The organism is Acidisoma sp. C75, assembly GCF_054665095.1.
Genome location: NZ_BAAFHD010000005.1, coordinates 80,565 through 104,080, shown reverse-complemented (window position 1 = coordinate 104,080; position 23,516 = coordinate 80,565). Strand labels below are relative to the sequence as shown.

At 66.0% G+C, this 23,516-nt stretch carries 24 protein-coding genes; 14 read left to right on the top strand and 10 right to left on the bottom strand.

Features of this window, described 5'->3' with window-relative positions; translation table 11 throughout:
* Window positions 1-9: 9 nt before the first annotated feature.
* Genes ACYQ7X_RS08420 through ACYQ7X_RS08410 form a run of 3 tightly spaced genes read right to left on the bottom strand, consistent with a single transcriptional unit; the run spans window position 10 to window position 2,863 of the window.
* Window positions 10-1,134, bottom strand: a complete 1,125-nt coding sequence (locus tag ACYQ7X_RS08420) for an NAD(P)/FAD-dependent oxidoreductase (RefSeq protein WP_459696507.1) — start codon at window positions 1,132-1,134, stop codon at window positions 10-12.
* Entirely contained in the window at window positions 1,131-2,555 is a 1,425-nt protein-coding gene (locus ACYQ7X_RS08415; protein ID WP_459696506.1) for an FAD-dependent oxidoreductase, read from the bottom strand. The genes ACYQ7X_RS08420 and ACYQ7X_RS08415 overlap by 4 nt, the downstream gene beginning before the upstream one ends.
* Window positions 2,552-2,863: a (2Fe-2S)-binding protein gene (locus ACYQ7X_RS08410; protein WP_459696505.1), complete on the bottom strand. Its 312-nt coding sequence runs from the start codon at window positions 2,861-2,863 to the stop codon at window positions 2,552-2,554. Before ACYQ7X_RS08410 ends, ACYQ7X_RS08415 begins: the two co-directional genes overlap by 4 nt.
* An 83-nt stretch (window positions 2,864-2,946) precedes the next feature.
* On the opposite strand from ACYQ7X_RS08410, the gene ACYQ7X_RS08405 reads away from it, so the two are divergent.
* From ACYQ7X_RS08405 to ACYQ7X_RS08350, 12 genes are all read left to right on the top strand, one after another.
* Window positions 2,947-3,756, top strand: a complete 810-nt coding sequence (locus tag ACYQ7X_RS08405; protein WP_459696504.1) for a transporter substrate-binding domain-containing protein — start codon at window positions 2,947-2,949, stop codon at window positions 3,754-3,756.
* Window positions 3,757-3,784: 28 nt separating this feature from the next.
* Window positions 3,785-4,456 carry an amino acid ABC transporter permease gene (locus tag ACYQ7X_RS08400; protein ID WP_459696503.1) on the top strand — a complete coding sequence of 224 codons (672 nt, stop codon included), beginning with the start codon at window positions 3,785-3,787 and terminating at the stop codon, window positions 4,454-4,456.
* 59 nt (window positions 4,457-4,515) lie between these two features.
* Complete coding sequence (locus tag ACYQ7X_RS08395; RefSeq protein WP_459696502.1) at window positions 4,516-5,166, top strand: amino acid ABC transporter permease; 651 nt, start codon at window positions 4,516-4,518, stop codon at window positions 5,164-5,166.
* Window positions 5,126-5,863, top strand: a complete 738-nt coding sequence (locus ACYQ7X_RS08390; protein WP_459696501.1) for an amino acid ABC transporter ATP-binding protein — start codon at window positions 5,126-5,128, stop codon at window positions 5,861-5,863. Before ACYQ7X_RS08395 ends, ACYQ7X_RS08390 begins: the two co-directional genes overlap by 41 nt.
* Before the next feature lie 403 nt (window positions 5,864-6,266).
* Window positions 6,267-7,505: an IS3 family transposase gene (locus tag ACYQ7X_RS08385; protein ID WP_459696500.1), complete on the top strand. Its 1,239-nt coding sequence runs from the start codon at window positions 6,267-6,269 to the stop codon at window positions 7,503-7,505.
* Window positions 7,505-8,041: a sterol desaturase family protein gene (locus ACYQ7X_RS08380; protein ID WP_459696499.1), complete on the top strand. Its 537-nt coding sequence runs from the start codon at window positions 7,505-7,507 to the stop codon at window positions 8,039-8,041. Before ACYQ7X_RS08385 ends, ACYQ7X_RS08380 begins: the two co-directional genes overlap by 1 nt.
* An 88-nt stretch (window positions 8,042-8,129) precedes the next feature.
* On the top strand, window positions 8,130-8,399 hold the full coding sequence (locus ACYQ7X_RS08375; protein WP_459696498.1) for a BufA1 family periplasmic bufferin-type metallophore: 270 nt from the start codon (window positions 8,130-8,132) through the stop codon (window positions 8,397-8,399).
* Between the two features lie 82 nt (window positions 8,400-8,481).
* A complete protein-coding gene (locus ACYQ7X_RS08370; protein ID WP_459696497.1) occupies window positions 8,482-8,916 on the top strand; it encodes a DoxX family protein in 435 nt (144 codons plus the stop codon).
* 28 nt (window positions 8,917-8,944) lie between these two features.
* The gene (locus tag ACYQ7X_RS08365) at window positions 8,945-10,330 is read left to right on the top strand and encodes an MFS transporter (protein WP_459696496.1); all 1,386 of its coding nucleotides are present in this window, start codon (window positions 8,945-8,947) and stop codon (window positions 10,328-10,330) included.
* The gene (locus ACYQ7X_RS08360) at window positions 10,323-12,029 is read left to right on the top strand and encodes a radical SAM protein (protein ID WP_459696495.1); all 1,707 of its coding nucleotides are present in this window, start codon (window positions 10,323-10,325) and stop codon (window positions 12,027-12,029) included. Before ACYQ7X_RS08365 ends, ACYQ7X_RS08360 begins: the two co-directional genes overlap by 8 nt.
* Complete coding sequence (locus tag ACYQ7X_RS08355; RefSeq protein ID WP_459696494.1) at window positions 12,026-14,098, top strand: FAD-dependent oxidoreductase; 2,073 nt, start codon at window positions 12,026-12,028, stop codon at window positions 14,096-14,098. The genes ACYQ7X_RS08360 and ACYQ7X_RS08355 overlap by 4 nt, the downstream gene beginning before the upstream one ends.
* The gene (locus ACYQ7X_RS08350) at window positions 14,095-14,778 is read left to right on the top strand and encodes a glycosyltransferase (protein WP_459696493.1); all 684 of its coding nucleotides are present in this window, start codon (window positions 14,095-14,097) and stop codon (window positions 14,776-14,778) included. Before ACYQ7X_RS08355 ends, ACYQ7X_RS08350 begins: the two co-directional genes overlap by 4 nt.
* Window positions 14,779-14,854: 76 nt before the next feature.
* On the opposite strand, the gene ACYQ7X_RS08345 is transcribed toward ACYQ7X_RS08350, so the two are convergent.
* The 6 genes from ACYQ7X_RS08345 to ACYQ7X_RS08320 all read right to left on the bottom strand — a co-directional run bounded on the left by ACYQ7X_RS08345 (window position 14,855) and on the right by ACYQ7X_RS08320 (window position 19,251).
* Window positions 14,855-15,622: an HvfC/BufC family peptide modification chaperone gene (locus ACYQ7X_RS08345; protein ID WP_459696492.1), complete on the bottom strand. Its 768-nt coding sequence runs from the start codon at window positions 15,620-15,622 to the stop codon at window positions 14,855-14,857.
* On the bottom strand, window positions 15,606-16,487 hold the full coding sequence (gene bufB / locus ACYQ7X_RS08340; RefSeq protein WP_459696491.1) for an MNIO family bufferin maturase: 882 nt from the start codon (window positions 16,485-16,487) through the stop codon (window positions 15,606-15,608). Before bufB ends, ACYQ7X_RS08345 begins: the two co-directional genes overlap by 17 nt.
* Window positions 16,488-16,491: 4 nt before the next feature.
* Window positions 16,492-16,809 carry a BufA1 family periplasmic bufferin-type metallophore gene (locus ACYQ7X_RS08335; RefSeq protein ID WP_459696490.1) on the bottom strand — a complete coding sequence of 106 codons (318 nt, stop codon included), beginning with the start codon at window positions 16,807-16,809 and terminating at the stop codon, window positions 16,492-16,494.
* Window positions 16,810-16,883: 74 nt separating this feature from the next.
* Entirely contained in the window at window positions 16,884-17,555 is a 672-nt protein-coding gene (locus ACYQ7X_RS08330) for an NrsF family protein (RefSeq protein WP_459696489.1), read from the bottom strand.
* A 2-nt stretch (window positions 17,556-17,557) separates the two neighbouring features.
* Complete coding sequence (locus tag ACYQ7X_RS08325; RefSeq protein WP_459696488.1) at window positions 17,558-18,019, bottom strand: RNA polymerase sigma factor; 462 nt, start codon at window positions 18,017-18,019, stop codon at window positions 17,558-17,560.
* 281 nt (window positions 18,020-18,300) lie between these two features.
* A complete protein-coding gene (locus ACYQ7X_RS08320) occupies window positions 18,301-19,251 on the bottom strand; it encodes a LysR family transcriptional regulator (protein ID WP_459696487.1) in 951 nt (316 codons plus the stop codon).
* A 116-nt stretch (window positions 19,252-19,367) separates the two neighbouring features.
* Here ACYQ7X_RS08320 and ACYQ7X_RS08315 point away from each other — a divergent pair, with 116 nt between their 5' ends.
* Window positions 19,368-20,480 carry an NADH:flavin oxidoreductase gene (locus ACYQ7X_RS08315; RefSeq protein WP_459696486.1) on the top strand — a complete coding sequence of 371 codons (1,113 nt, stop codon included), beginning with the start codon at window positions 19,368-19,370 and terminating at the stop codon, window positions 20,478-20,480.
* 123 nt (window positions 20,481-20,603) lie between these two features.
* A complete protein-coding gene (locus tag ACYQ7X_RS08310; protein ID WP_459696485.1) occupies window positions 20,604-21,149 on the top strand; it encodes a carboxymuconolactone decarboxylase family protein in 546 nt (181 codons plus the stop codon).
* 153 nt (window positions 21,150-21,302) lie between these two features.
* Here ACYQ7X_RS08310 and ACYQ7X_RS08305 read toward each other — a convergent pair whose 3' ends face one another.
* Window positions 21,303-23,516 carry a putative bifunctional diguanylate cyclase/phosphodiesterase gene (locus tag ACYQ7X_RS08305; protein ID WP_459696484.1) on the bottom strand — a complete coding sequence of 738 codons (2,214 nt, stop codon included), beginning with the start codon at window positions 23,514-23,516 and terminating at the stop codon, window positions 21,303-21,305.

Genomic DNA, 23,516 nt, shown 5'->3' with positions numbered 1-23,516 from the left:
GCTGGTTCCTCAGGCTTGCTCGCGGCGCGGCTTCATCAACCGCGCGGGATCGAAGAGGGGTTGTTCGGGCTCGCGGCCGAGAATCCGCTCGGCCAGCAGCCGGCCGATATAAGGGGCGCTGGTATAGCCGGAATGGACGCAACCGATGACATAGGCTTCCGTGAGGCCGGGAAGCGGGCCGACCATCGGCATCGCGTCCTCGGTCTCTGACTCGAGCCCGAGCCAGATGCGCAGCACGCGCGTTTCGCCAAGGGCCGGAATGGCGTGGCGGGCGAGCTGGATATTGCCGATGAGATTATCCGGGATCGGCTCGATGCCGCCGCGGATGGGATCGCCCTTGCCCTGCCATCCACCACCGATCAAGACCGTGCCATTCTCGAACTGCTTGAGAGAAAGAAGCCCGTTCGCGATGCCGACGACCGATCGCATGACGGGTCTCATGCGCTCGGTCACGATCAGCTGGTTGATGAGGCATTTTACCGACACATTCAGGCCGAGCCAGGCGAGCATAGTCTCAAGCCAAACGCCGCCGGCGAGCACGATACGCCGGGCGCGGATCGGCGCGCCGTCGCCCCGGCGGATGAGGTAGCCGGCATCCGAGACCTCGATCCCCTCCACGCCTTGGCCTTCATGCAGCGCAACACCTGCTTGCAGCAGCGCGGTGCGGTAGCCACGGCCGGTAAGATAGGCCGTGACATGGCCGTCTAGCTCGCAGAAGGCCGCGGCGCGGATGGCGGGATTGATGCCGGGCTCGATGGCGCGGGCCTCGGCCGGCGTGATGATCCGGATGGGCGCGCCCATGGCGGACCTCGCCGCGGCGCGCTTCACCAACATCTCCTCTTCCGCTTCGGTGAAAGCGAGCGAGAAGCCCGGCGCCGAGCGCGCACCAACATCGCTACCGAGCCACTCCGCGGAGGAGAGCCACAATTCGCGCCCCTTCATCGCGTAGGGGATAAGGGCCGCGCGCGTCATATGCAGGGTCAAGGTACCGGCATTCACCCCCGAAGCTTCCCGGCAAATCTCCCCGCGGTCGATCAGCGTCGTCCGCATGCCACCATGGGCAAGCCACAGCGCCACTGTCGCCCCCATGGCCCCTGCGCCGATCACGGCACTGTCGAAGGTCTCCTCGCTCATAGCGGCGCCGGCGGCGGCAGCTTGAGATCGCCATAGGCGCGATCACCCGCCAGCTGGTCGAGCGGCAGGGGGCGGAAGGGCGTGCGGCCGGTGAACTGGCTCACCTCCTGCCGGCTGCCGCCTTCGAGGGCGAGCACCGCGCCCACCACATCGCCGCAAATCCGCCCCTGGCAGGGGCCCATGCCGCAACGCGTCCAGGCTTTCAGCTGATTAAGGCTGCGAGCCCCCTCGGCCGCCGCCTGCGTGAGTTCCGCACGCGTGACATCCTCGCATCGGCAGAGCACGGTCTCGGGCGGAATCGCCTGCACCTGTCCCTGGCGCAACGCCATGAGCCTCGCCATCGCCGTGCCGAACCGCCGGGCGCGCGCGGCATCACGCCGCAGCGGCGCTGCCGCCCGCCGGAATTCCGCCTCCGCGACGAGGCCGAGGTCATGCGCGATACAGAGGCCCGCCAACCTCCCGTCACACGCGGCTGCCGCCGCACCAGCGATGCCGCCACCGTCACCCGCGACGTAGAGCCCCGCAATGGAGCTGCGGTAATGGGCATCCAGCTTCGGCGCCCAGCCGCCGCGCAACGGCTCGAAATGATGCGCTGCCCGCAGCAGGCGGGTGATGTCCGTCGATGCCGTCAGCCCGTTGCCGACCGCGACCGCATCGACCTCGAAGCGCTGCAGACGCCCCGCCAGCGGCATGCCATTGGCAGCAACCGGCCCGACCGTTACCGACACGCTGCCAGCCCCTCCCTCCTCCACCTGTCGTATTGCATGGCGGTAGAGAACGGGCACGCCGGCGCGCGCCAGCTTGGCCCGCCAGCCAAGCCCGCGCGCCGCAAGATCCGGCCGCGAGGCGAGTGCCGGCCAGTCGGCGAGCCACTCCGCACGGGAAGCGAGATCGACGATGGCAGCAACCTGTCCGCCAGCCTTCAGAATGCCGATGGCGACCACCAGCAGGAGCGGCCCCTGCCCCGCTACCAGCGTGAGCCGCCCCGGCAGGATGCCCTGCGACTTGAGCATGATGGTGGCGCCGGCCAGCCCCACCACCTCCGGCCTTGTCCATCCGGGGAAGGGCACCACCCGCTCTTGCGCGCCGCTCGCGGCCAGCACAGCCATTGCTTCATAGGAAATTGGGCCGCCAGGCCCCAGCGCATCGACGCGAAAGCCAGGCGAGACGGACCAGACGGTATGGTCGAAAAACTGCCGCACGCGGCTGGCGCGCAGACGATCCCTCAGCCGCCGACCGACCGGATCGGCCTGACCTTGGATCGCGCCCGAGAAAGCGCGCGGCGGCGCCCGATAGACCTGGCCGCCAGCCTGCGGCGCCTCATCCATCAGGATAACCGAGAGGCCGCGCGCATCAGCCTCGAGGGCGGCCTCGACGCCCGCCGGGCCGCCGCCCACGATGATCAGATCGGCCGCGCTCACGGCACGGTGCCGGATGACACCACCATGCCGCCCGCGACCTCCAGGCGGCAGGCGGGGTGACGCACGCCGTCGGCGACGACGGTGCATTCCTGGCAGAGGCCCATCCAACAAAAGCTACCGCGGGGCGATCCCTCTCGCGGGCTGCGGCGCAGCGCGAGGATGCCGGCAGCCCGCAACGCGGCCGCCACGGACTCGCCGCGATAGGCTTCGATCGGCCTGCCATCGAAGAAAAAGCGAAGCTTTTCGCCTCTCTCGGCATCGGCTGAGCGAAGCGTTTCTGGCTCGCGCGGTGATTGACTTTCGTCCATTCCAATGGTTCTTTTGTCGACAAGCGGTATATGATTGGTATACCGATATGGGTCGCGATGCAATCTTGAAAGGGGTGACTACCATGGGTGCCTTCACCTGGATCGGCCGCCTGGCCGGCCTCGCCTGCCTTCTTGCCGCGCCTGTTGCGGCCGAGGCCCACAGCCTCGACCAAATCCTCTCTGCCAAGACGCTGGTGGTCGGAATCAACCCGAACCTGCCGCCGCTCGGCTCCTTCGATGCCCAGAACAAGATCCAGGGCTTCGACGTAGACATTGCCAACAAGCTCGGCGCGATGCTCGGCGTGACGGTGCAATTCGTACAGGTGAACTCGGCGGATCGCGTGCCCTATCTCGTCACCGGCAAGGCGGACCTCATGATGGGCGCGCTGACCCGCACGCCGGCCCGCGCGCAGGTGATCGATTTCTCCCTGCCGATCCAGACGGAGGCGATCAGCGCGCTCGTCAAGGATGCCTCCTCCTACAAGAGCATGGCCGATCTCAACGCCTCCAGCGTCAAGCTGGCGGAAGTGCGCGGCACGACCCCGCTCGACTATGTCAAGCAGAACCTCCCCAAGGCGCAGGTCACGCTCTATGACAACTACCCCGATGCGGTGCGCGCTTTCGAGCAAGGCCGCGACAATGCCATCGTTGATGTCGTGGATTATCTCGGCGCCTACACGAAGCAGTATCCAGCCAAAACCCGCGTGCTGACCGACAAGAACGCGGAAGTCGATTATGATTGCATCGGCCTCGCCTTCGGCAATGCCGCGCTGAAGTCCTGGCTCAACGTCGCAATCTACGAGATCGAGACGGATGGCTTCCTGAACGACACCTACAAGAAGTGGTTCGGCATGGCGCCGGCCTATCCGATTCCCGTCAGCCCCTACTTCTAAGACCAGCGCGGGAAGGCGTCCTGGGCCCATGCACTACGTTCTGCACTACGGCCAGATTACGCCCTACCTGCCCTATCTGATGGGCGGGATGCTGATCAGCCTGGCGCTCAGCATCCTGTCCTTTGCCGGCGGCATGGTGATTGGTCTCTTCTTTGCCATGCTGCGCCATGAGGGCGGCATTCCGGCGCGCCTTGTGCGCTGCTACGTCGCCTTCTTCACCAACACGCCGCAGCTTGTGCAGATCTACGTGATCTATTTCGGCCTACCCGATTTCGGTATTCTCTTCTCGCCCTTCTCGGCCGTGCTCATTGGCATGACGCTGAACGCCGCCGGCTACCTGACCGAAATTCTGCGTGGCGGCCTCGCCTCCGTGCATCAGCCTGAGCTCGATGCCGCCGAGACGCTGAATATGACCCGGCTCCAGACGCTCCGCCACGTCATCCTGCCGCATCTCTTCCGCATCACCATGCCGGCCTTGACCAATCAGTACATTCTCATGACCCTCGGCACCTCCATGGCCGCGATCTTCGGTGTAGAAGAGCTTACCGGCCGCGCCTTCAACATCAATTCGACAACCTTCCGCTCGATCGAGATCTTCACCACCGTTGCTGGGCTCTACGTCGTCGTCACCTTCATCGCGACGATCCTCCTGGCGCTCTTCGGTCGCTGGGCCTTCCGCGCCCGTGTTCCGGTCATTTAACGATGCTGACCTTCATCATCGCGGAAATCCCCCGCCTTTTCACGAGCTACAACATCATCTTGCTGCTGCACGCCGCCCTCGTCACGTTGGCGCTGTCCGCCGTCGGATGCGCGGTTGGGCTTGTCGTCGGCTTCGGCCTCAGCCTCGCCCGGCTCTCCAAGCGCGCGGTGTTCTGGCCGCTCAAGCTTGTCGCCTTTCTCTACGTCGAGATCCTGCGCCGCGTGCCCTTCCTCATCACGCTGATGATGTTCTTCTTCGGGTCGCAGGTGCTCGGCTTCAGCTTCTCGCCGTTGCTGACGGCCTTCATCGCAAGCTCGGTGATATCCACCGCCTTTGTGGCCGAGATCGTGCGCACCGGGCTCATGGCGGTCAGGCCGGCGCAGATCGAAGCGGCGGAGGTGATGAATTTCTCGGCCTGGACAACCTTTTGGCATGTCCGCCTGCCGCAGGCCTGGCCGATCATGCTGCCGCCAGTCTTCAGCTATTTCGTGCTCTTTATCAAAGACACGGCGCTCGCATCCCAAGTGGGCGTACTGGAACTGACGCAGGCAGGAAAGATCCTAACGACCAAGGGATTCTCGGCCTCCCTCGTCTATGGCGCCGTGCTCGTCCTGTATTTCGCAATTTCCTATCCCCTGGCCCGCTTCGGCAACTATCTGGAGAGACGCATTGGCGCAGCTCGACATTCGCGGCCTCGAAGCGCGGTATAGCGATCTCACCGTTCTCGACGGCATCACCCTCACCGTGGAGCGCGGTGAGATCGTCAGCCTCATCGGCCCCTCAGGTTCAGGCAAGAGCACGTTGCTGCGCGTCATCACCGGGCTCCTGCCGCCGCGCGCCGGCACGGTTTCAGTCGGCGGCGAGACGGTGAATTACGCGGACCGCGCTTCACTCCGCCGAGCGCGTGAGAAGCTCGCTATCGTGTTCCAGCAATACAACCTGTTCGGCAACATGAATGTGCTGCGCAACGTCATGGTCGCGCCCGTCACCATCAAGAAGCGCGCTCGCGCCGAGGTGGAGGCGGAAGCCCGCCGACTGCTCGACAAGGTCGGTCTTGGCCATAAGCTCGCTGCCTACCCCGATGAGCTTTCCGGCGGCCAGCAGCAGCGCGTCGCCATCGCCCGCGCTCTCTGCCTCAAGCCCGACATTCTGTTGCTCGACGAAGTGACCTCCGCGCTCGACCCTGAGCGTGTCGGCGAGGTGCTTGACACCATCAAGCTCCTTGCAGCGGAGCATATGACGCTGCTCATCGTCAGTCACGAAATGGCATTTGTGCGCGAGGTCTCCAACCGTGTCGTCTTCATGGCCGAGGGCAAGGTGCAGGAGGTCGGGCCGCCGGCGCAGATCTTCGATGCGCCGCAGATGCCGCGCACCCAAGCCTTCGTCAGCCGGATCATGCGGCACTGAACGCAGCCGTCAGATCGTTTGCCAGAAGCCAGGCTTGTTTGGCAGCATGCGCTAGCGACGAGCGCGTATAATGATGGCGGATGTCACGTTGCTAGAAACGTGGAGAAAAGTGCTTGTTCGCGCGTTTTCTGCCGTTTTATGTGAGAATATTCCCGAGCGGAGCGTCTCAGTATTGCCACCGAATATGCGAACAGGAGATGGTTCTGTTCGTTACCCACCGTCCACGACAGGACGGCCAAGCCGGCACCGCAGCAAGTCACGGCTCGGCTCCTCACGGTAGCAAGCCTCCATCCATGCGGCGGCGTCTTCGGCGACATCTACCGACATCAACGTTTGACCTTGCGGCAACGTACGCCGATAAATTTCTCATATTCGCGGCACCAAAGGCGAGCAGGAGGCCGGGATGTCGACGGCTGATGTCTGCCGAAAGCACGTTGTCAGCTCGGCGACGTTCTATAAGTTCAAAGCCCGGTATGGGGGCCTTGAGGTGTCTGAAGCCCGGCGGCTGAAGGCACTCGAGGATGAGAACGGCAAGCTGAAGAAGCTGCTGGCTGAGGCGATGCTGGACAATGCGATCCTCAAGGATGTTGCGGCAAAAAGTGGTAGCGCCCGGCGTCAAGCGGGAAGCGGTGGCCCACGTCGTCGCGATGCACGGGGTGAGCCAGCGCCGGCGTGCCAAGTCCTGACAGTGGATCGCTCGAGCGTTCGCTACCAACACGTTCGCCCCGACGATGCCGAAGCACGCATTGCCATGAAGTCAGTGGCGGCGGAGCGTAGGCGGTTCGGCTACCGGCGCATCCACATCATGCTGAGGCGGCAGGGGATCGTGATGAACCTCAAGAAGCTACGGCGGCTCTACCGGGAAGAACGTCTCCAGGTGCGGCGGCGAGGCGGGCATAAACGGGCGCTCGGGACGCGTCGACCTCTGCTGTTGCCGGACGCGGTGAACCGACGCTGGAGCCTCGATTTCGTCAGCGACGCCTTGACGGACGGCCGCCGGTTGCGGGTGCTTGCCATCGTAGACGATTTCAGCCGGGAATGCCTGGCCTTGGTTGCCGACACGTCACTCTCGGGCCTCCGTGCCCTCATCGAAACTGTGCCGTATCAGATCCACACCGTCCTCACCGACAATGGCATGCAGTTCTGCCACTGGCCCCGTAACAGGTCAGGCCCCACTGCCCAATACAGCATGCACATGTTCGATCGCGTCTGCCGCAAGAACAACATCGAGCATCGCCTGACCAAGCCCAACCATCCGTGGACGAACGGGCAGGTCGAGCGGATGAACCGCACGATCAAAGAGGCAACCGTCAAGCGCTACCACTATGACACCCACGACCAGCTGAAATCGCATCTGCAGCTCTTCGTGGACGCTTACAACCACGCGCGCCGCCTGAAGACCCTGAGAGGCCTCACGCCCTACGAATATGTCTGCTCGATCTGGACCGCAGAGCCGGATCGATTCAGGATCAACCCGTCACACCACATCCCGGGACCAAACACCTGGTCGGCGCGGCCGCTATCCGCTTCGGTGTGCCGCTCGCGGCGGTCGGGGTGGCGGTGCTGGCGCAGGAAAAGGGCTGGGGTCTGTTTCAGGTGCTGCACCTGCCCGCCCTGCTCACCATCCCTTTATCCCTGTTGATGCTCGACTTTGTGATCTACGCGCAGCATCGTCTGTTTCACGCCGCGCCATTGCTCTGGCGCGTGCATCGCATGCATCATTCCGATCTCGACCTGGATGCGACATCGGCGCTGCGCTTCCACCCGATCGAAATCATCCTGTCGATGCTGGTCAAGATGGCGGCGGTTCTGGCGCTTGGCGCGCCGCCGGTCGCGGTCGTGCTGTTCGAGATCATCCTCAACGCCACGGCAGAGTTCAATCACGCGAATCTGGCGCTGCCACGCGGGCTCGATCACGCCTTGAGGATGGTGCTGGTGACACCGGATATGCATCGGGTTCATCATTCCGTACGGCGCGCCGAGACGGACAGCAATTTCGGCTTCAACCTGCCCTGGTGGGACCATCTCTTCGGCACATACAAGGCCGATCCTGCGGAGGGACAGGTCGGTATGGCGCTCGGGCTTGAGGAGTTTCGCGAAGCGTGGGATTCGGGCGTGCTCCGGCTGCTCCGCCAGCCATTCCTCCCGCTCCGCCAGCATCCGGGCGCGGGCGAATAATCTCGCAACAAACACGTAACCTCATGGCCTGCTTGCGGCCAATACGGGCACAGCGCGCCTGGCGCTGAACCCGCAAGAGGACGTTACCATGAACCGCCGGACAATGACGACGACGATCCTGACCGCAGCCGCCGGCATCGCGGCGGCCGCCGCCCTGCCGCTGAGCCCCGCCGCACATGCGGCAGCGCCCAAGCTTGAGAAATGCTACGGTATCAACGCCGTGGGCCGGAATGATTGCGCGGCGGGCGCCCATTCCTGCGCGGGCCAGGCCACCATCGCGCGCGATCCTGCCTCCTTCGTGCTGCTTCCGCAGGGTGATTGCCAGAAGATCGCTGGCGGCTCTCTGAAAGCCTCCTGATCCGCAGGCGGCCGCCAGCTGCTTCGCAGTTGGCTGCCCGGCGATATCCCTGATGCCTGATAAAGAAGGATGGAGCAGGCCCATGCGAGCGCTGAGTCTTGCCCGCGCGCTGATCGCGATGCTTGACCGCACGCCATACGCCGTCGTCGGTCTCGTGGCGCGGCTGGCTTTGGCGAAGGTGTTCTGGAGTTCGGCGCAGACCCATCTCGCGAGTTGGAACACCACGCTCTACCTCTTCGCCAATTCCTACAATGTGCCGCTGCTGCCGCCGAGCTTCGCCGCCTATCTCGCCGTCACCCTCGAAATCGTCACGCCGCCGCTGCTCCTGCTCGGGCTTGGCACGCGCTTCACGGCGCTCGCTCTGCTCGGCATGACCGCGGTGATCGAGATCTTCATCTATCCGCAGGCTTGGCCCACCCATATCCAATGGGCCGCGATGCAGCTCATCCTCATCGCGCAAGGGGCTGGCGCCTGGTCGGCCGATGCCTTCATCGCCCGGCGCATCGCCCGCGCCTGAGGCTAGGCCCCTCCTGGAAAGGTTCCCCATGGCACAATCCTCCTCAACCGCCGCCGGGGACCGCGCCTTGCTGGAGCGGCTCTCAAGCTTGCCCTGGAACCGCTTCCATACAGTCGTGGTGCTGCTCTTCGGCCTGGGCTGGGCGCTCGATGCCTTCGAGGTCACGCTCATCGGCAATGTCATGGGTGTGCTCAAGGACAGGTTTCACCTCGGCGCGAACGGCATGTCCCTGCTGCTCGCCGCCTGGTTCGTCGGGCTGATGATCGGCGCTTCGGGCTTCGGCGCGCTGTCCGACCGGTTCGGGCGGCGGCGGGTGTTTCTCGTCAGCCTCGTCCTCTATGGCGTGGCGACGCTCGCGACCGGCTTCGCGCCCGGGCTTCTCAGCCTGCTGGCACTCCGGCTCATCGCCGGGATCGGCGTCGGCGCGGAATATTCCGCAATCAATGCCGCAATCGCTGAATTGGTGCCGAGCCGTTCGCGCGGGCGGGCCTCGGCGCTGGTGCTGAATTTCTGGCCGCTCGGCAGTTTCGTCGCAGCCCTCCTTGCCTGGCTTGTGCTGAACGCCCTGCCGCCCGATCTCGCCTGGCGGGTGGTCTTCGGCTTGGGCGGGCTCATCGCGCTTTCCGCCGCCTGGTTCCGCCGGCATCTGCCGGAAAGCCCGCGCTGGCTGCTCGATGCCGGGCGGGGCGAGGATGCGCGAGCGATCGTTGCCGGGATCGAGGCAGGGCTGACCGATATCCGGCCGCCGGCCTCTCCGCCCGTTTTGCGGCGGATCGGGCGGCAGGCGGGGCAGTTCGGCCGCCTCATCCGGGCCTATCCGGGCCGCCTCGCGCTTGGCGCCGCGCTCGATTTCGCGGAAGCCTCCGGCTATTACGGGCTCTTCGCCTTCCTGCCGCTCGTCGTGCTGCCGGCCTTGCATCTGCCGAGTGGCGCCTTGCCGCTCTTCTACCTCGCGGGCAGCCTGGGTGCGGCCATCGGCGGGCTCGCCGCCGCAGCACTTCTGGACCGCGCCGGGCGGGGCCGCACAGTCATCGGCTTCTATCTCGCGACGGCGCTTGGCCTCGTCGCTTTCGCGAATGTCACCAGCATGGGGGCGGGCGCCATCATGATCGGCTTCGCGCTCGTCAATCTGCTGGCGACAGGCAGTTGGATCGCCGCCTACCCGACCTTTTCGGAGCTGTTCCCAACCGCGCTGCGGGCGACCGGCATCGGCGCCTCTGTCACCGTCGGGCGGATCGGTGCCGCGCTGTCGCCCTTCGCCGTCGGCTATGTGGGGGCGCGCAGCATGCCGGCCGCGCTTCTCATGCTGGCGTGCTTCTGGGCGCTCGGCGCCATCGCCATGGTCATCTGGCGGCGGCGGGGCGGGGTCGAAGCGCGCGGCCTCGCGCTCGAAAGCGTGGCTCACCATGGGTGAAGCCATGATCCAGCACGAAGACGGCCCGCTGCTCGCCTTCGGCGGCATCTACAGCAACCTCCAGGCGCTGGAGGCGCTGCTCGCCGCAGCACAGCGCCACGGCATTCCGCCTGAGCGGATGATCTGCACCGGCGACATCATCGCCTATGGCGCCGATCCCGCTGACTGCCTGGCCCTGATGCGGAAGACCGGCATCGCCTGCGTGATGGGCAATTGCGAGGAGCAGTTGGCGGCGGGCGCGGCCGATTGCGGCTGCGGCTTTACCCCGGGCTCCGCCTGCGACCGGCTTTCCGCCGCCTGGTTCGCCCATGCCGATAGGGCGGTGACCGCGGCCGACCGCGCCTATATGGCCGCGCTCCCCCGGCGCATCGATCTCACGCTCGGGCGCCATCGCCTCGCCGTGCTGCACGGCGCGCCGAGCCGGATCAATCGCTTCCTCTTCGCCTCCGACCCTGACGAGATGTTTCTCGACGAGCTTGCGGGTGAGGATGTGGATGGCGTGATCGCCGGCCATAGCGGGCTGCCCTTCACGCGCCACCTGCCGGGCGGCCACCTCTGGCACAATGCCGGGGCGATCGGCCTGCCCGCGAATGACGGCACGCCGCGCGGCTGGTATTCCATCCTCGAAACTAAGGGTGACGATCTCGCCGTCACGCTCCACCCGCTCGACTACGATCATCGGGCGGCGGCGCGCGCCATGCGCCGCGCCGGTCTGCCGGCAGATTATGCGGAGACGCTGGAGACCGGCATCTGGCCCAATCTCGACATTCTGCCCCATGCCGAGCGTGCCGCGACAGCGACCCCGCTGCCCGCCCGGCCGGTGCCGGATGCGCAAGTGCCGCTCGAAGGGTTGGAGACGCTCTGGTTCAACACCGGCACGCTCTGCAACCTCGCCTGCGTCGATTGCTATATCGAAAGCAGTCCGCGCAACGATGCGCTCAGCTGGCTGCGGCTCGCCTCCGTCATCACGCTGCTGGACGAGGCCGCGGCGTTGCACCCGGAGTTGCGGGAAGTCGCCTTCACGGGGGGCGAGCCCTTCATGAACCCCGAGATCATGCCGATGCTGGAAACGGCGCTCGCGCGCGGCCTTCGCGTTCTCGTGCTGACGAACGCGATGGCGCCGATGCGCCGGCACTTCGCCGCTTTACGCAAGCTTGCAGGGGAGGATCTGCATCTGCGCGTCTCGCTCGATCACTATAGCGAGGCGGGGCATGCGGCGCTGCGCGGCCCGCGCGCCTGGGGGCCGGCGGTCGCTGGTATCGCCGCCTTGTTCGAGGCGGGCTTCACCCCGTCTATCGCCGCGCGCTACGACCCGACGCGGGAGGATGAGGGCGCAACCCGCATCGGCTTCGCGCGCCTCTTCACCGCCGAAGGATGGGATATCGACGCCTTCGATGCGCGCCACCTCGTGCTCTTCCCGGAAATGGCCGTGCCGCCGGCGGCCCCCGGCGTGAGTGCCGCCGCCTGGGGCGCGCTGCATCTCCGTGGCGCGGATGCCATGTGCCGCACGTCCCGCATGGTGGTGCAGCGCAAGGGAGAGGATGCGCCCTCCATCGCCGCCTGCACCCTGCTGCCTTTCGAGCAGCGCTTCAATCTCGGGCGCAGCCTCGCGGAAGCATCGCGGCCGGTGCGGCTCGATCATCCGGCCTGCGCGCGCTTCTGCGTTTTCGGCGCCTCTTCCTGCATGAGCGCGCGATGAAGCGCCCGAGGCTGCTGATCGCTGGTCTCCTGCTGCTGCTCGTGCTCGGCCTGGCTCTCTGGCTGCATGATCTCGGGCCGCGTTGGATCGTGCAGGTCTTCACCATTCTGCATGAGGGCGTGGCGCGGGCGCCGCTGCTTGCGGCCGCGCTCTTCTTCCTCGCCTATGTGCTTTTCGCCGCCCTCGCCTTGCCGGCGGCCAGCCTGATGACGCTCGCGGCCGGCGCCTTCTTCGGCCTCTGGGCCGGCACGCTGCTCGTCTCCTTCGCCTCCAGCATCGGGGCGAGCCTCGCCTTCCTCACCGCCCGCACCCTGTTGCGGGACGTGGCGGAGCGGCGGTTTCCCGCGCTGTTCAAACGAATCGAGGCGGGTCTCGCGCGCGATGGCGTCTTCTACCTCGTCTCGCTGCGACTGGTGCCGATCGTCCCTTTCTTCGCCATCAATCTCGCCGCCGGCCTCACCCGGCTCCCCCTCAGGCGCTTCTATCTCGCCAGCCAGATCGGCATGCTGCCGGCGACGCTGATCTATGTGAATGCCGGGGCGAGCCTCGGCGCGCTCGCGCATGATGGCGGGCCGGTCCTCTCGCCCCGCATTGTCATCGGCTTCCTGCTCCTCGCCCTGCTGCCGCTCGCCGCACCCCGGCTGCGCGATGCGCTGGCGGCCCACAGGCTCACCCGTAGCTTTCGCCGCCCCCGCCGGTTCGATTGCGATATCACCGTCATTGGGGCGGGCTCGGCCGGTCTCGTCGCCGCTTACATGGGCCAGGCGCTCCGCGCGAAAGTCACGCTGATCGAGGCTGCGGCGATGGGGGGCGATTGCCTCAACACCGGCTGCGTGCCCTCCAAGGCGCTGATCCATGCGGCGCGCCAAGGCGCCGATTTCGCGGCCGCCCGCGCGGCGGTGCAAGCGGCCGTCGCCGGTGTCGCGCCGCATGATTCGGCAGGGCGCTACCGGGCGCTCGGCGTCGATGTGCGGCAGGGCGCGGCGCGGATCGAAAGCCCCTGGTCCGTCCGCATCGGCGATGATGTGCTGACAACCCGCGCCATCGTCATCGCGGCCGGGGCCGCGCCGGTGGTGCCCAAACTCCCGGGCCTCGCCGATTGCGCGGTCGCGACCTCCGAGACGCTCTGGGATCTGGCGGAGCTGCCGGCGCGGCTCGTCATCCTCGGCGGCGGGCCGATCGGCTGCGAGATGGCGCAGGCCTTCGCGCGGCTCGGCAGTGCCGTCACCCTCGTCCAGTCCGGCCCGCGGCTTCTGATGCGGGAGGATGACGCGGTTTCCGATGCGTTGCTGCAGGGGATGGAAGCGCGCGGCGTGCGGGTGATGCTCGGCACGCGCGCCGTCTCCGCCCAGCCTGGGCAGCTTCAAGTGGAGGGCCCTGGCGGTGCCGAGGTTCTGCCCTTCGACCGGCTGCTCCTCGCCCTCGGCCGCAAGCCGCGCGTGCAAGGTTATGGGCTCGAGGAAATGGGCATTCCCTTGACGCCTCGTGGTGCGATCGAGACCAATGCCTGGCTGCAGACGCTCTACCCCACCATCTTCGCCTGCGGCGATGTCGCGGGCCCCTATCAGTTCACGCATATGGCCGGCTACCAGGGCAGCCTTGCCGCCATCAACGCGCTGCTCTCCCCCTTCTGGCGCCTGCGCCCACGCTACCACGCCGTGCCGGCCGTGACCTTCACCGAGCCCGAGATCGCCCGCGTCGGCCTCAATGAGCGCGAGGCGCGGGCGCGCGGCATCGCTTATGACATCACCCGCCACGATCTCGCCGAGCTTGACCGCGCGATCGCCGAGGGCGAGAGGACGGGCTTCGTCACTGTTCTCACCAAACGCGGGAGCGACCGTATCCTCGGCGCCACCATCCTCGGCCGCGAGGCGGGGGAGATGCTGACCGGCTTCACCATCGCCATCCAGCACGGGCTCGGCCTCCGGAAGCTGCTCGGCGTCATCTACCCCTACCCGACGCGGGGAGAGGCGATCCGCGCCGTCGCCGGCCAGTGGCGGCAGGCGAGGGCGTCGCCCCGCGCGCTTTGCCTGCTGGAGAGGCTGCATCGCTGGCGGCGCGGCGGATGAGGATCGCGGTCGTCATCCCCACCCTGAACGAAGCCGCGCATCTGCCGGCGCTCCTCGCCGATCTGGCGGGCGAGGATCTGATTGCCGCCGTCATCGTGTCTGATGGTGGCAGCACGGATGGCACGGTGGAGCTGGCCCGCGCGGCGGGGGCGCGGGTTCCGGGCGGCGGGGCCCCGCCCGGGCGCGGCGCGCAGATCGCCCGCGGTGTCGCGGAAGCGGAAAGCGCCTTTGTGCCCGAGTGGCTCTGGCTGCTGCATGCTGATAGCCGCCTGCCGCCCGATTGGCCGAGGCGGATCGCCTGCTTGCTCGATCATCCTGACACGGCCTGGTATGGGCGGCTGCGCTTCGCGAGCGATGATCCCCGCGCCCGGCTGCTGGAGGCTGGTGTCGCGCTTCGCTGTGCGGCGTTTCGCCTGCCCTATGGGGACCAGAGCCTGCTCATCACGCCCGCGCTGCTGCGCGCCTGTGGCGGCGTGCCTGACCTGCCGCTGATGGAAGATGTAGCGCTTGCGCGGCGCTTGCGGCGCTCTTTGCGGCCCATGCCGCTCGTCATCAGAACGGATGCCGCCGCCTATGAGCGGGATGGCTGGCTGCGCCGGGCCATGCGCAACCTGTGGTTTCTCGCCCGCTTCCTGCGGGGGGCCGAGGCCGCGCGCCTCGCCCGGGCTTACCGGCGATGAGCCGCCCGGTCGTCATTCTATTCGCGCGCGCCCCCCGCCTTGGTATCGGCAAGCGCCAGCTGGCGCGGGGGCAGTGTCAGACCGCGTAGCCGGTGAAAAAGCCCTCCGCGAGGAAGCCGCCGAGCCAGGCAGCGGCCTCCGCTTCCGGCGCGCGCTCCAGAGCGTCTGACAGGGGCTCGCCCGCCATCAATGCCGCGAGCAGATCATGCTGCGCGGGCAGGAGCGGCAGGAGGCGGAGCCCGTCTGCCCCGCGCGAGACGGCGAGCCTCGCACCACCTGCGCCGAGATCGATCGCGCCGAGGGCCGCCGCACGCGCCGGCGCATCCTCGGTCAGCACGGCCCGCCAGATCGCCTCCGCCGGATAGCGCATAACAACGCTCGAAAGCGCAGGGTTGGCATGGAAGCGGATCGCGCCTTGCGCCTCGGCCGGAATTTCCGCGAGGCGCGCAGGGTCCAGAGGCGCGGAAAAGGGCGCGTGCAGCGCCTGGTTCACCGCCCATTCCAGCCGCGCGACATCGGCGAGATAGGGCAGATCGCGCGCCGCCTCAGCCCTTTCGATAAAAGCGGGCAGTCCGGCGCCATAGGCGTAGAGATCAGGATTGCGCGGCGGTTCTGCCGCGATGAAGCGGACCGCAAGACCTGCGAAGAAATCCTCCCCCACCAGCCGCCGCACGGCAGGGTAGGAGAGCTTAAGCGCGCCCGTCAGATTGCCGCGGAGATTGTTGCGGTAGATGGCGATCCGCGCCTCTTCTCCGCAGGCACCGGCGATGATGCCGGCGGGCGGCGGCCCGCCTTCCAGCAAGGCGCGGCGCATGGCCTGCTGGGTTTCAAGCAGCCTCGGCATCGCCTGCACCCTGTTTCGTGATCATCGCCTCGGCGCGCGCCGCCTCGGCAAGCAGCGTGCGGAGCGGCGGGATCGCCGCATCCCATTCGATGAGGCAAGGCCGCGGCCCGATCACCGCGAGCGCCCTCTCGAACAGCGCCCAGACGCTTTCCGCGATCGGCCTGTCATGCGTGTCGAGCAGCAGCCCACCTGCCGCGCCGCCGGCCTCCGCATGGCCTGCCAGATGATATTCGCCGATCGCCGCCGCCGGCAGCGCGCGCAGATAGGTATCGGCATCCCAGCCGTGATTGCTTGTGCTGACGACGATGTTGTTGACATCGCAGATGAGGCCGCATCCCGTGTGCTCGGCAAGCGCCGTCAGGAATTCAGGCTCCGGGATCGTCGAATGCGCGAATTGCAGATAGGTCGAAGGGTTTTCCATCAGGATGCGGCGACGCAGCCTTGCCTGCACCTGATCGACATTGCGGCAGAGGATGGCGAGGCTTTCCTCCGTCAGCGGCAAGGGCAGCAGATCGGCGAGCACGGTATGGTCCACCGCACCCCAGGCGACGTGCTCCGAAATGAGGCCGGGTTCGATCCGCTCGGCCAGCATCGCGATACGGTCGAGATGATCCGTATCCACACCCTCCGCACTGCCGAGCGAGAGGCCGACGCTATGGAGCGAAACCGGATAGTCGGCCCGCACCGCCTCCAGCACGGAGAGCGCCGGGCCGTTGAGGTAGTTCTCGCTGTGCACCTCCACCCAGCCCACCGCAGGCCGCGTTTCCTGAAACGCCTGGTGATGCGGATAGCGGAGCCCGATCCCCGCTTGCGCGGGGATCGCTGCGGGGCGCCGATGCGCGCCGGCCGCACCCTCGGTCGTCATGCGCTTACGCCGGCTTCAGCGCGCCGCCGGCGATCTTGCTGCAATCGCCCTGCGGCAGAAGGACGAAGGAATTCGGATCATCCGCCCGCGTCGCCTGGCCGGCGCAGGAATGCGCGCCCGCCGCGCAATCATTCCGCCCGATGGCGTTGATGCCGTAACACTTCTGCAGATGCTCGGCCGCCATGCGCTGCATATTCGCCTGGCGCACCTGCATCATCTGGCTCTGGCTCATTGACTGGGCATAGGCGGCGGAAGCCCCGGCCGAGCCCGCGAAGCCGAGGGCGGCGGCCAGAACGGAGGCCGTGAAAATCTTCCGATCCATGTCTCACTCCCTGTGCTGTGACGGGGCGCGAAAGGCGCCCCGTGCCCCCTATTGGCAGCGAGCGCCCAAGGAGGTTACGCGCCGGGCGGCGAAAAGCGCGTGGCGCGCGCAGGCAGCAGCCGGCGGCCGATGGCGCCTGCGATCAGGCTGAGCAGCAGCACGGAGCCCACCTGCCAGACGAGCACCATGAGCGCCGCATCCTCGGCATGGCAGAGCCGAAGTGCGGCCGCGGCGAGGGAGGCGGCCCCGATGCCACCGCAGAGGCAGGCATGGGTCGCGCGGAAGCCGCTTGTGCGGCGAAGCATGAGGGTGATGAGCAGTGCCGGGATAAAGCCGATGAGGGCGATCGCGGGGAGGCAGACGAGATCACCCGAGAGGCTGAGCCCGCCCGGCCCCAACCGCAGCCAGACATCGATACATTGCTTGCCGAGCACGCCGAGCCACAAGGCAAGACCCACCATTGGGAGCCAGAGCTTCCAGCCCGGCTGGTCCGGCAGGCCGGCGCAGACCGCGGCATAGATGCCGAGCAGGGCGGTGAGCAGGGCCGCCGCTTCGGCGAAAATGAACCCAGGTCGCGTCAGCAATGCGCCGAGATCCGGCCGCAGTCCCATCATGAAGGCAGCCAGCAGCACCGCGGGTAGCGCGACCGCGGTCCATCCGGCGAGCCGTAGCCACGGCGTGCGCAGCCGGCGGACGGGGCGGAGATCACCTGCCAGCCGGCGGGCAAGGGCTTCTGTCTCCACCATGCTCAGCCTCCCTTTAACTTCTTGCGTAGCGCCGCGATGCCGCGATGCGTCGCGACCTTGAGCGCGCCGACCGTCATGCCGCTGGCGCGGGATGCTTCTTCGAGAGAGAGCTCACGCAGCTTGGTCATCTCGACCGCAACCTTCTGCCCTGCCGGCAGGCGATCGACCTCCGCCCGCAGCTCCTCGGCTTGCAAACCTTGATCATGATGCTCTTCAGTCCCGAAGCCCTCAAAGGTTTCAGGGAAATCGTCGATACCAAGCTCGCGCGTCTGCATGCGCCGCGTCTTGCGGATCGCATCGCGGCCGCGGAACTTCATGATCCCATAGAGAAACGGAATGAAGGGCCGGACCGGATCATAAAGATGCAGGGAAGCATGCAGGCCGATCAGAGTCTCCTGAACGATATCCTCGACCAAAGCAGCATCGATACCCGGCCAACGTGACCGCGCCATGCGCCGCAGCACCGGGATGGCAGCAGCCAACAGGCGGCCATAGCTCGCCTTATCCCCTGCCTGCGCTGCCGCCATCAGGCGCTGCCACTGCGGATCTTCCACCGCCATAGCTGTGGCTCTCCTGGATTATCGCCGCGGCGGACGGTCCACGACATTAGCGCGAAGGTCAAGCCGCGGAGATGCGGCCGGCTTTGTCCGCCCTATGTGCGGATCTGGTGTTTGCATCGACAGCGCCAGAGGTTCCCCGCCGGGCCAAAGGGCGGCAAAGCGCGCACACGCGCTATCCCGGCCGGCTAAGCTAAACCACCCTTCTCCGTCAAAAATCCCTCGGCCACTGCCTGCGCGCCGTCAAACTCAACAAGTGGGTTGGCCTTAAAATGCCCCCGTATGGCTTTGACGAAAGCGGCGACATTGGCAGAGGCAATGCGCCGCGCCTGGTAGGTGACACTGACGGGCAGGGGTGGCGGCGCGAATTCCTGCAGAACGAGCGCGAGACGCCCGGCGCGCACGGCCTCCCAGACCTGGTAGGAGAGCGTTCGTGCGATGCCCACCCCGGCCTCGGCGGCGGTGATTGCCGCGTCAGCACCGTTGACGACGAGGCGCGGCTCAACCCGCACCGTCTTTCGATCGGCGCCGAATGGCCATTCATTGATGGCGCCGATGCCTTCAAACAGGATGATGTCATGCGATGAAAGTGCGGCCGGTGAGACCGGCGCGGAACGCTCCTGCAGATAAGCGGGGCTGGCGATGAGGGCTGGGGTGGCGAAGCCCAGCCTGACCGCGATCAGGCTGCTATCGGCAAGCTCGCCGACGCGAACGGCAACGTCCACACCATCCTCGAAGAGATTAACGTTGCGATCCGACAATGTGAGATGGATCGATAGCGCGGGATGCGCGTGCAACAGCGCATTCACGATCGGCAATACGTAGAGCCGCCCGAACAGAACCGGTGCCGTGATCCGCAGGGTTCCGCGCGGTTTGGCATCCTCGCCGCGCACCCGCCGCTCCGCCATCTCGAAATCTTCCAGAATGCGCTTGCAGTCCTCGAGATAGATCTGGCCACGCTCGGTCAATTGCACGGACCGTGTCGTGCGGTTGAGCAGCATGATTCCCAGCCGCTCCTCGATATGGGCAACAGATCGCGTCACCACGGAAGGGGACAGCCGCATGCGCCGCGCCGCCTCACTGAAGCTGCCCTGGGTCGCGACGGAGACAAAAATCCGCATGGCTTCGAGACTGTCCATGGATAATTGCTGGAATAGCAATAAACTTTTGTCAAGATGGCGGATTATCGCACGGCCGCTCGGAATTTACATCACGGGTCACACCGCAATCGGCGGTCCGTCCAAGGAGACCGGAGATGAAGACCACGGAGATCGATACCAGCGCGCTTTTCGCGCCGATCAATATAAACGGGCATGTCGTGAAGAATCGGCTCGCCGTCGCGCCCATGACGCGCATCAGCGCAGCAGAGGATGGCCGGGCGAGCGAGACGATGGCTCATTACTATGAGCGTTTTGCGCGCGGTGGCTTCGGGGCGGTCAGCACCGAGGGCATCTATACCGATCAGGCGTTTTCACAGGGCTATGCGAATCAGCCAGGCATGAGCGATGACGCCCAGGCGGAAGCCTGGAAGCCCGTGGTGGCCGGCATCAAAACGCACGGCGCGCTCGCCATTGCGCAGCTCATGCATGCCGGCGCGCTCAATCAGGGCAACCGCTTTCGTCACGGCACGCTGGCACCGTCCGCCATCCAGCCCAAGGGCGAGCAGATGGCCTTCTATCATGGCAAAGGCCGCTACGCCGTGCCGACCGCGATGACGGAAGAGCAGATTGCCGACACGCTCGACAGCTTTGCCTGCGCGGCGGAGCGCGCCATCACGGTTGCGACGTTCAACGCCATCGAAATCCACGGTGCGAACGGCTATCTTCTGGACCAGTTTCTGACGGACTACACCAACACCAGAACCGACCGATGGGGCGGCGATACGCCAAACCGCTTGCGATTGGTCCTCGAAACCCTCCGCGCCGTGCGCGCGAAACTCGGCGCGAAGGTGCCGGTGGGGGTGCGCATCTCGCAAGGCAAGGTTAACGACTATCAGCACAAATGGGCCGCGGCCGAGCACGATGCTGAAATCATTTTCGGCAGCTTGGGTGGCGCCGGCGCCGACTTCATCCATGTGACCGAACACGCGGCCTGGCAGCCGGCATTCACGCCGGGCGGCCCATCCTTGGTCCAGTTCGCCAAGCGCTATGCCCCGAAGGCCGCGATCCTTGCCAATGGCGGTCTGCACAACATCGCGCAGGCCCTGGCTGCGCTCGAAGATGGTGCCGATATCGTCACCATCGCCCGCGGGGCATTCGCCAACCCCGATCTGCCGCAGCGCCTGCGCGATGGCCGCATGCTCAACGCGTTTGATCCGGCAATCCTTGCCCCCATCGCCAACATCAAGCAAACCGAACTGGCGATGTGAGGGCGCGTCCGCTTTGTTGCTAGGTCAGCAATGAACTCTTGTTCAGATCACGGATTATCGCTTCGTCCCTATAAATCTAAGTTCAGCCATACCGCAAACGGCGGTTCAATCACGGAGAGACCCATGTCGCGCATAACCGTTCCTACGTTTGAAACTGCACCTGCTGCCTCACAGCCCATGTTGGCGGCTGTGCAGAAGCAGCTCGGCGTGATCCCCAACAGCTTCCGCGTCCTGTCGCTCAGCCCGGCCGTCTTGCAGGGGCTGCTGGGCCTGAACAGCGCCTTGGGCAAGGCGCTCGACCTCAAGACCCGCGAGCGCATCGCCATTGCCATCGCGCAAAGCAATGGTTGTGACTACTGCCTTTCGGCACACAGCTACATCGCTCTGAACCTCGCCAAGATCGATGCCGGTGAAATCACCTTGGCGCGCAAAGGCGCCTCGGCCGATCCGCGGGCCCATGCCGCCGTCGCCTTTGCCCTCAAGATTAACCAGGAGCGCGGCAAGGTCAGCGATGCCGATATGCAGGCTGTTAAAGCGGCCGGCTTCACCCATGCCCAGATCGTGGAGATCATCGCGGTGGTGGCAGAGAATATTTTCACCAACCTGCTCAACATCGTCGCCGACACCGAGATCGACTTTCCCGTCGTGCTAGCTGCCGAAGCCGCGTAATCGCTCAGCCACCGGCGGCGCTTGCCGTCGCCGGTGGCGGCTTGAGGCGTGCCGGGGGGCATGACGAGTGCTCGCAAGCCATAGCTGCGCCGTCTCGGTGCAGGCGTAGAGCAATTTTCTCCTGGCTCTTCCCTCCAAGGATGGTCATATCCGTCACAATCCGGGACTAGTCACCTGGGCGGCATCTCCACCGGCGAGGAGTGCGGCAATGTCGCTGCTTGGACGCGCGACGGAGAAGATGAAGCCCTGCAGCTCGTCGCACCCCATCGTCGTCAGGCGTTCGCATTGCATCGGCGTCTCCACCCCCTCGGCGGTGACGCGCAAACCCTTGGCATGGGCGAGATCGACGATCGCTTGCACGATTGCCTCATCCCCATTGCCGCCGCCGAAGCCATGGACGAAACTGCGGTCGATCTTCACGCGATCCACTTGCAACTGCTGCAGCCGCGCCATTGACGAGAAGCCCAACCCGAAATCATCGATCGCGATGCTGACGCCGAGCTCCCGCAAAGCGGCGACATTGGCCGACGCCGCGCTGATCGGGCGATTGGCCGCGGTTTCGGTGATTTCGAGTTCGAGGAGCTCCGGCCGCAGCCCGGCCTGATGCAGGATGGCGGCGACCTTCGCGGCATAGCCCGAATGGGCGAGTTCCACGGCGGAGGCGTTGACGGCGACCATCTTGCCCGGCCATTGCTGCGCGGCCGTGCAGGCAGAACGCAGCACGTACTCGCCGATCTTCTCGATAAATCCGGCTTCTTCGGCGATCGGGATGAAAATTTCGGGCGCGATCAAGCCGCGCTGCGGGTGCTGCCAGCGTAGCAGCGCCTCGAAGCCGATAATCTCATGGCTCGCCGCTTTACAGATCGGCTGGTAATGGAGGGTGAACTGGTCTTTCGCCTCCAGCGCATATGGCAGATCGCGCTCGATCTCCCGCCTCAGCTGCAGGGCGTCTTCCATGCCGATATCGAAGAAGACGTAGCGGCTGCGGCCGGTGGATTTGGCATGGTAAAGCGCGATATCCGCCTTGCGCAGAAGTTCGACGCGGCTCGTGCCGTCTTGCGGCGCACAGGCGATGCCAAGGCTGACGCCGATGAAAAGCTGCGTCTCCTCCACGGCGAAGGGCTGGCGGACGGAGCCTAGAATGCGCTGGCACAGCCGCTCGACCTCCTCGCGGCCGGCAATATCGGTGAGCATGATGGCGAACTCATCGCCGCCCACGCGCGCGACCATGCCGGGCGGGTCCACCAGCGATCTGATGCGGGTGGCAAAAGCCCGGATGAGCTGGTCGCCCACCGGGTGGCCGAGCGTATCGTTGACTTGCTTGAAACTATCGAGATCGACATAGATGAGAGCGAGGCGCGCGCTTGGCGAGCCCGCGAGCGTGGCATCCACCCGATCTTCGAAACAAGGCCGGTTGGGCAGGTCCGTCAGCAGATCGTGGAAGGCCATGTAGCGGATGCGCGCCTCGCTCGCTCTGAGCTTGAGCGAGCGGTTGCGAACGGCGGCCAGGAAGCCCAGCACCGTCAGCAGCGCGATGCCCATGAAGCCTTCGAGTGCCGGCGCGGCTTGAGCGAGCACGGCGCTACCCGGCCGGTACGGATCCCATACGAAATAGCCGATGGTCTCTCCCGCGTTGTTCTTCAGGGGATAAGCGGCGGTATCGTCCTCATCCGCCGGTCTGAGCGCGAAATGCAGCTCATCGACCAGATAGTTCCGCGCGATGATCTGGGCGAAGGAGCGATCGAGCAGGCGGATGGCGATGTGCAGATATTCCGATCCCGGCGTCTGCACGATCTTCCCGCTTTCCGAGACAATCGGCTTGATACTGACGATGGCGGGATGGCCGTCGATCATCATGAGATCGGCAACGCCGAGCGAAAGGAAGGGACCACCCGGCTCCGGCGGCCCGCCGCGGCGAAGATCCTCGCGCATCAGGCGGATCAGCGGCGCGACGATCGGCGCGATCCCCTGATAGGCCGAGAGCGGCGATATGCGACCGTTGGCAAAAGCATAGATCGGGTCATTCTTCGGGTTCAGGACAAAAAGGTCGTCCAGACCGAAATATGTGTGCATCCAGGTGCCGAGATTATCGTCGATCCAGGACGTGTCGTCGGCCCGGACGCGCTGTACCGCTTCGTCCCAGACGGTTGAACTCTCCTGGTCATGCGCGATGCGCGTGCGGAGCTTGGAGACGACGAGGGCGACGAGCTTTTCCTGGCGCCGGAACGAGCCATGATCGGTTTGAACGACAGCCCAGAGGAGGAGGGCATAGACGGCAAGGCCGGCGACCGTTGTCAGCACCACCGCAGGCAGCACGCGCGTCAGCACGAAAGCGAGGCTATCCGAACTCTCATTGCGCCGGAGCAC

Bases quoted from the DNA above. Each gene is read 5' to 3' on its own strand.
- ACYQ7X_RS08420 (WP_459696507.1), bottom strand. From the start codon at position 1,134: ATGAGCGAGGAGACCTTCGACAGTGCCGTGATCGGCGCAGGGGCCATG.
- ACYQ7X_RS08410 (WP_459696505.1), bottom strand. From the start codon at position 2,863: ATGGACGAAAGTCAATCACCGCGCGAGCCAGAAACGCTTCGCTCAGCC.
- ACYQ7X_RS08405 (WP_459696504.1), top strand. From the start codon at position 2,947: ATGGGTGCCTTCACCTGGATCGGCCGCCTGGCCGGCCTCGCCTGCCTT.
- ACYQ7X_RS08400 (WP_459696503.1), top strand. From the start codon at position 3,785: ATGCACTACGTTCTGCACTACGGCCAGATTACGCCCTACCTGCCCTAT.
- ACYQ7X_RS08385 (WP_459696500.1), top strand. From the start codon at position 6,267: ATGTCGACGGCTGATGTCTGCCGAAAGCACGTTGTCAGCTCGGCGACG.
- ACYQ7X_RS08380 (WP_459696499.1), top strand. From the start codon at position 7,505: ATGCTCGACTTTGTGATCTACGCGCAGCATCGTCTGTTTCACGCCGCG.
- ACYQ7X_RS08375 (WP_459696498.1), top strand. From the start codon at position 8,130: ATGAACCGCCGGACAATGACGACGACGATCCTGACCGCAGCCGCCGGC.
- ACYQ7X_RS08370 (WP_459696497.1), top strand. From the start codon at position 8,482: ATGCGAGCGCTGAGTCTTGCCCGCGCGCTGATCGCGATGCTTGACCGC.
- ACYQ7X_RS08365 (WP_459696496.1), top strand. From the start codon at position 8,945: ATGGCACAATCCTCCTCAACCGCCGCCGGGGACCGCGCCTTGCTGGAG.
- ACYQ7X_RS08360 (WP_459696495.1), top strand. From the start codon at position 10,323: ATGGGTGAAGCCATGATCCAGCACGAAGACGGCCCGCTGCTCGCCTTC.
- ACYQ7X_RS08355 (WP_459696494.1), top strand. From the start codon at position 12,026: ATGAAGCGCCCGAGGCTGCTGATCGCTGGTCTCCTGCTGCTGCTCGTG.
- ACYQ7X_RS08350 (WP_459696493.1), top strand. From the start codon at position 14,095: ATGAGGATCGCGGTCGTCATCCCCACCCTGAACGAAGCCGCGCATCTG.
- ACYQ7X_RS08345 (WP_459696492.1), bottom strand. From the start codon at position 15,622: ATGCCGAGGCTGCTTGAAACCCAGCAGGCCATGCGCCGCGCCTTGCTG.
- bufB (WP_459696491.1), bottom strand. From the start codon at position 16,487: ATGACGACCGAGGGTGCGGCCGGCGCGCATCGGCGCCCCGCAGCGATC.
- ACYQ7X_RS08335 (WP_459696490.1), bottom strand. From the start codon at position 16,809: ATGGATCGGAAGATTTTCACGGCCTCCGTTCTGGCCGCCGCCCTCGGC.
- ACYQ7X_RS08330 (WP_459696489.1), bottom strand. From the start codon at position 17,555: ATGGTGGAGACAGAAGCCCTTGCCCGCCGGCTGGCAGGTGATCTCCGC.
- ACYQ7X_RS08320 (WP_459696487.1), bottom strand. From the start codon at position 19,251: ATGGACAGTCTCGAAGCCATGCGGATTTTTGTCTCCGTCGCGACCCAG.
- ACYQ7X_RS08315 (WP_459696486.1), top strand. From the start codon at position 19,368: ATGAAGACCACGGAGATCGATACCAGCGCGCTTTTCGCGCCGATCAAT.
- ACYQ7X_RS08310 (WP_459696485.1), top strand. From the start codon at position 20,604: ATGTCGCGCATAACCGTTCCTACGTTTGAAACTGCACCTGCTGCCTCA.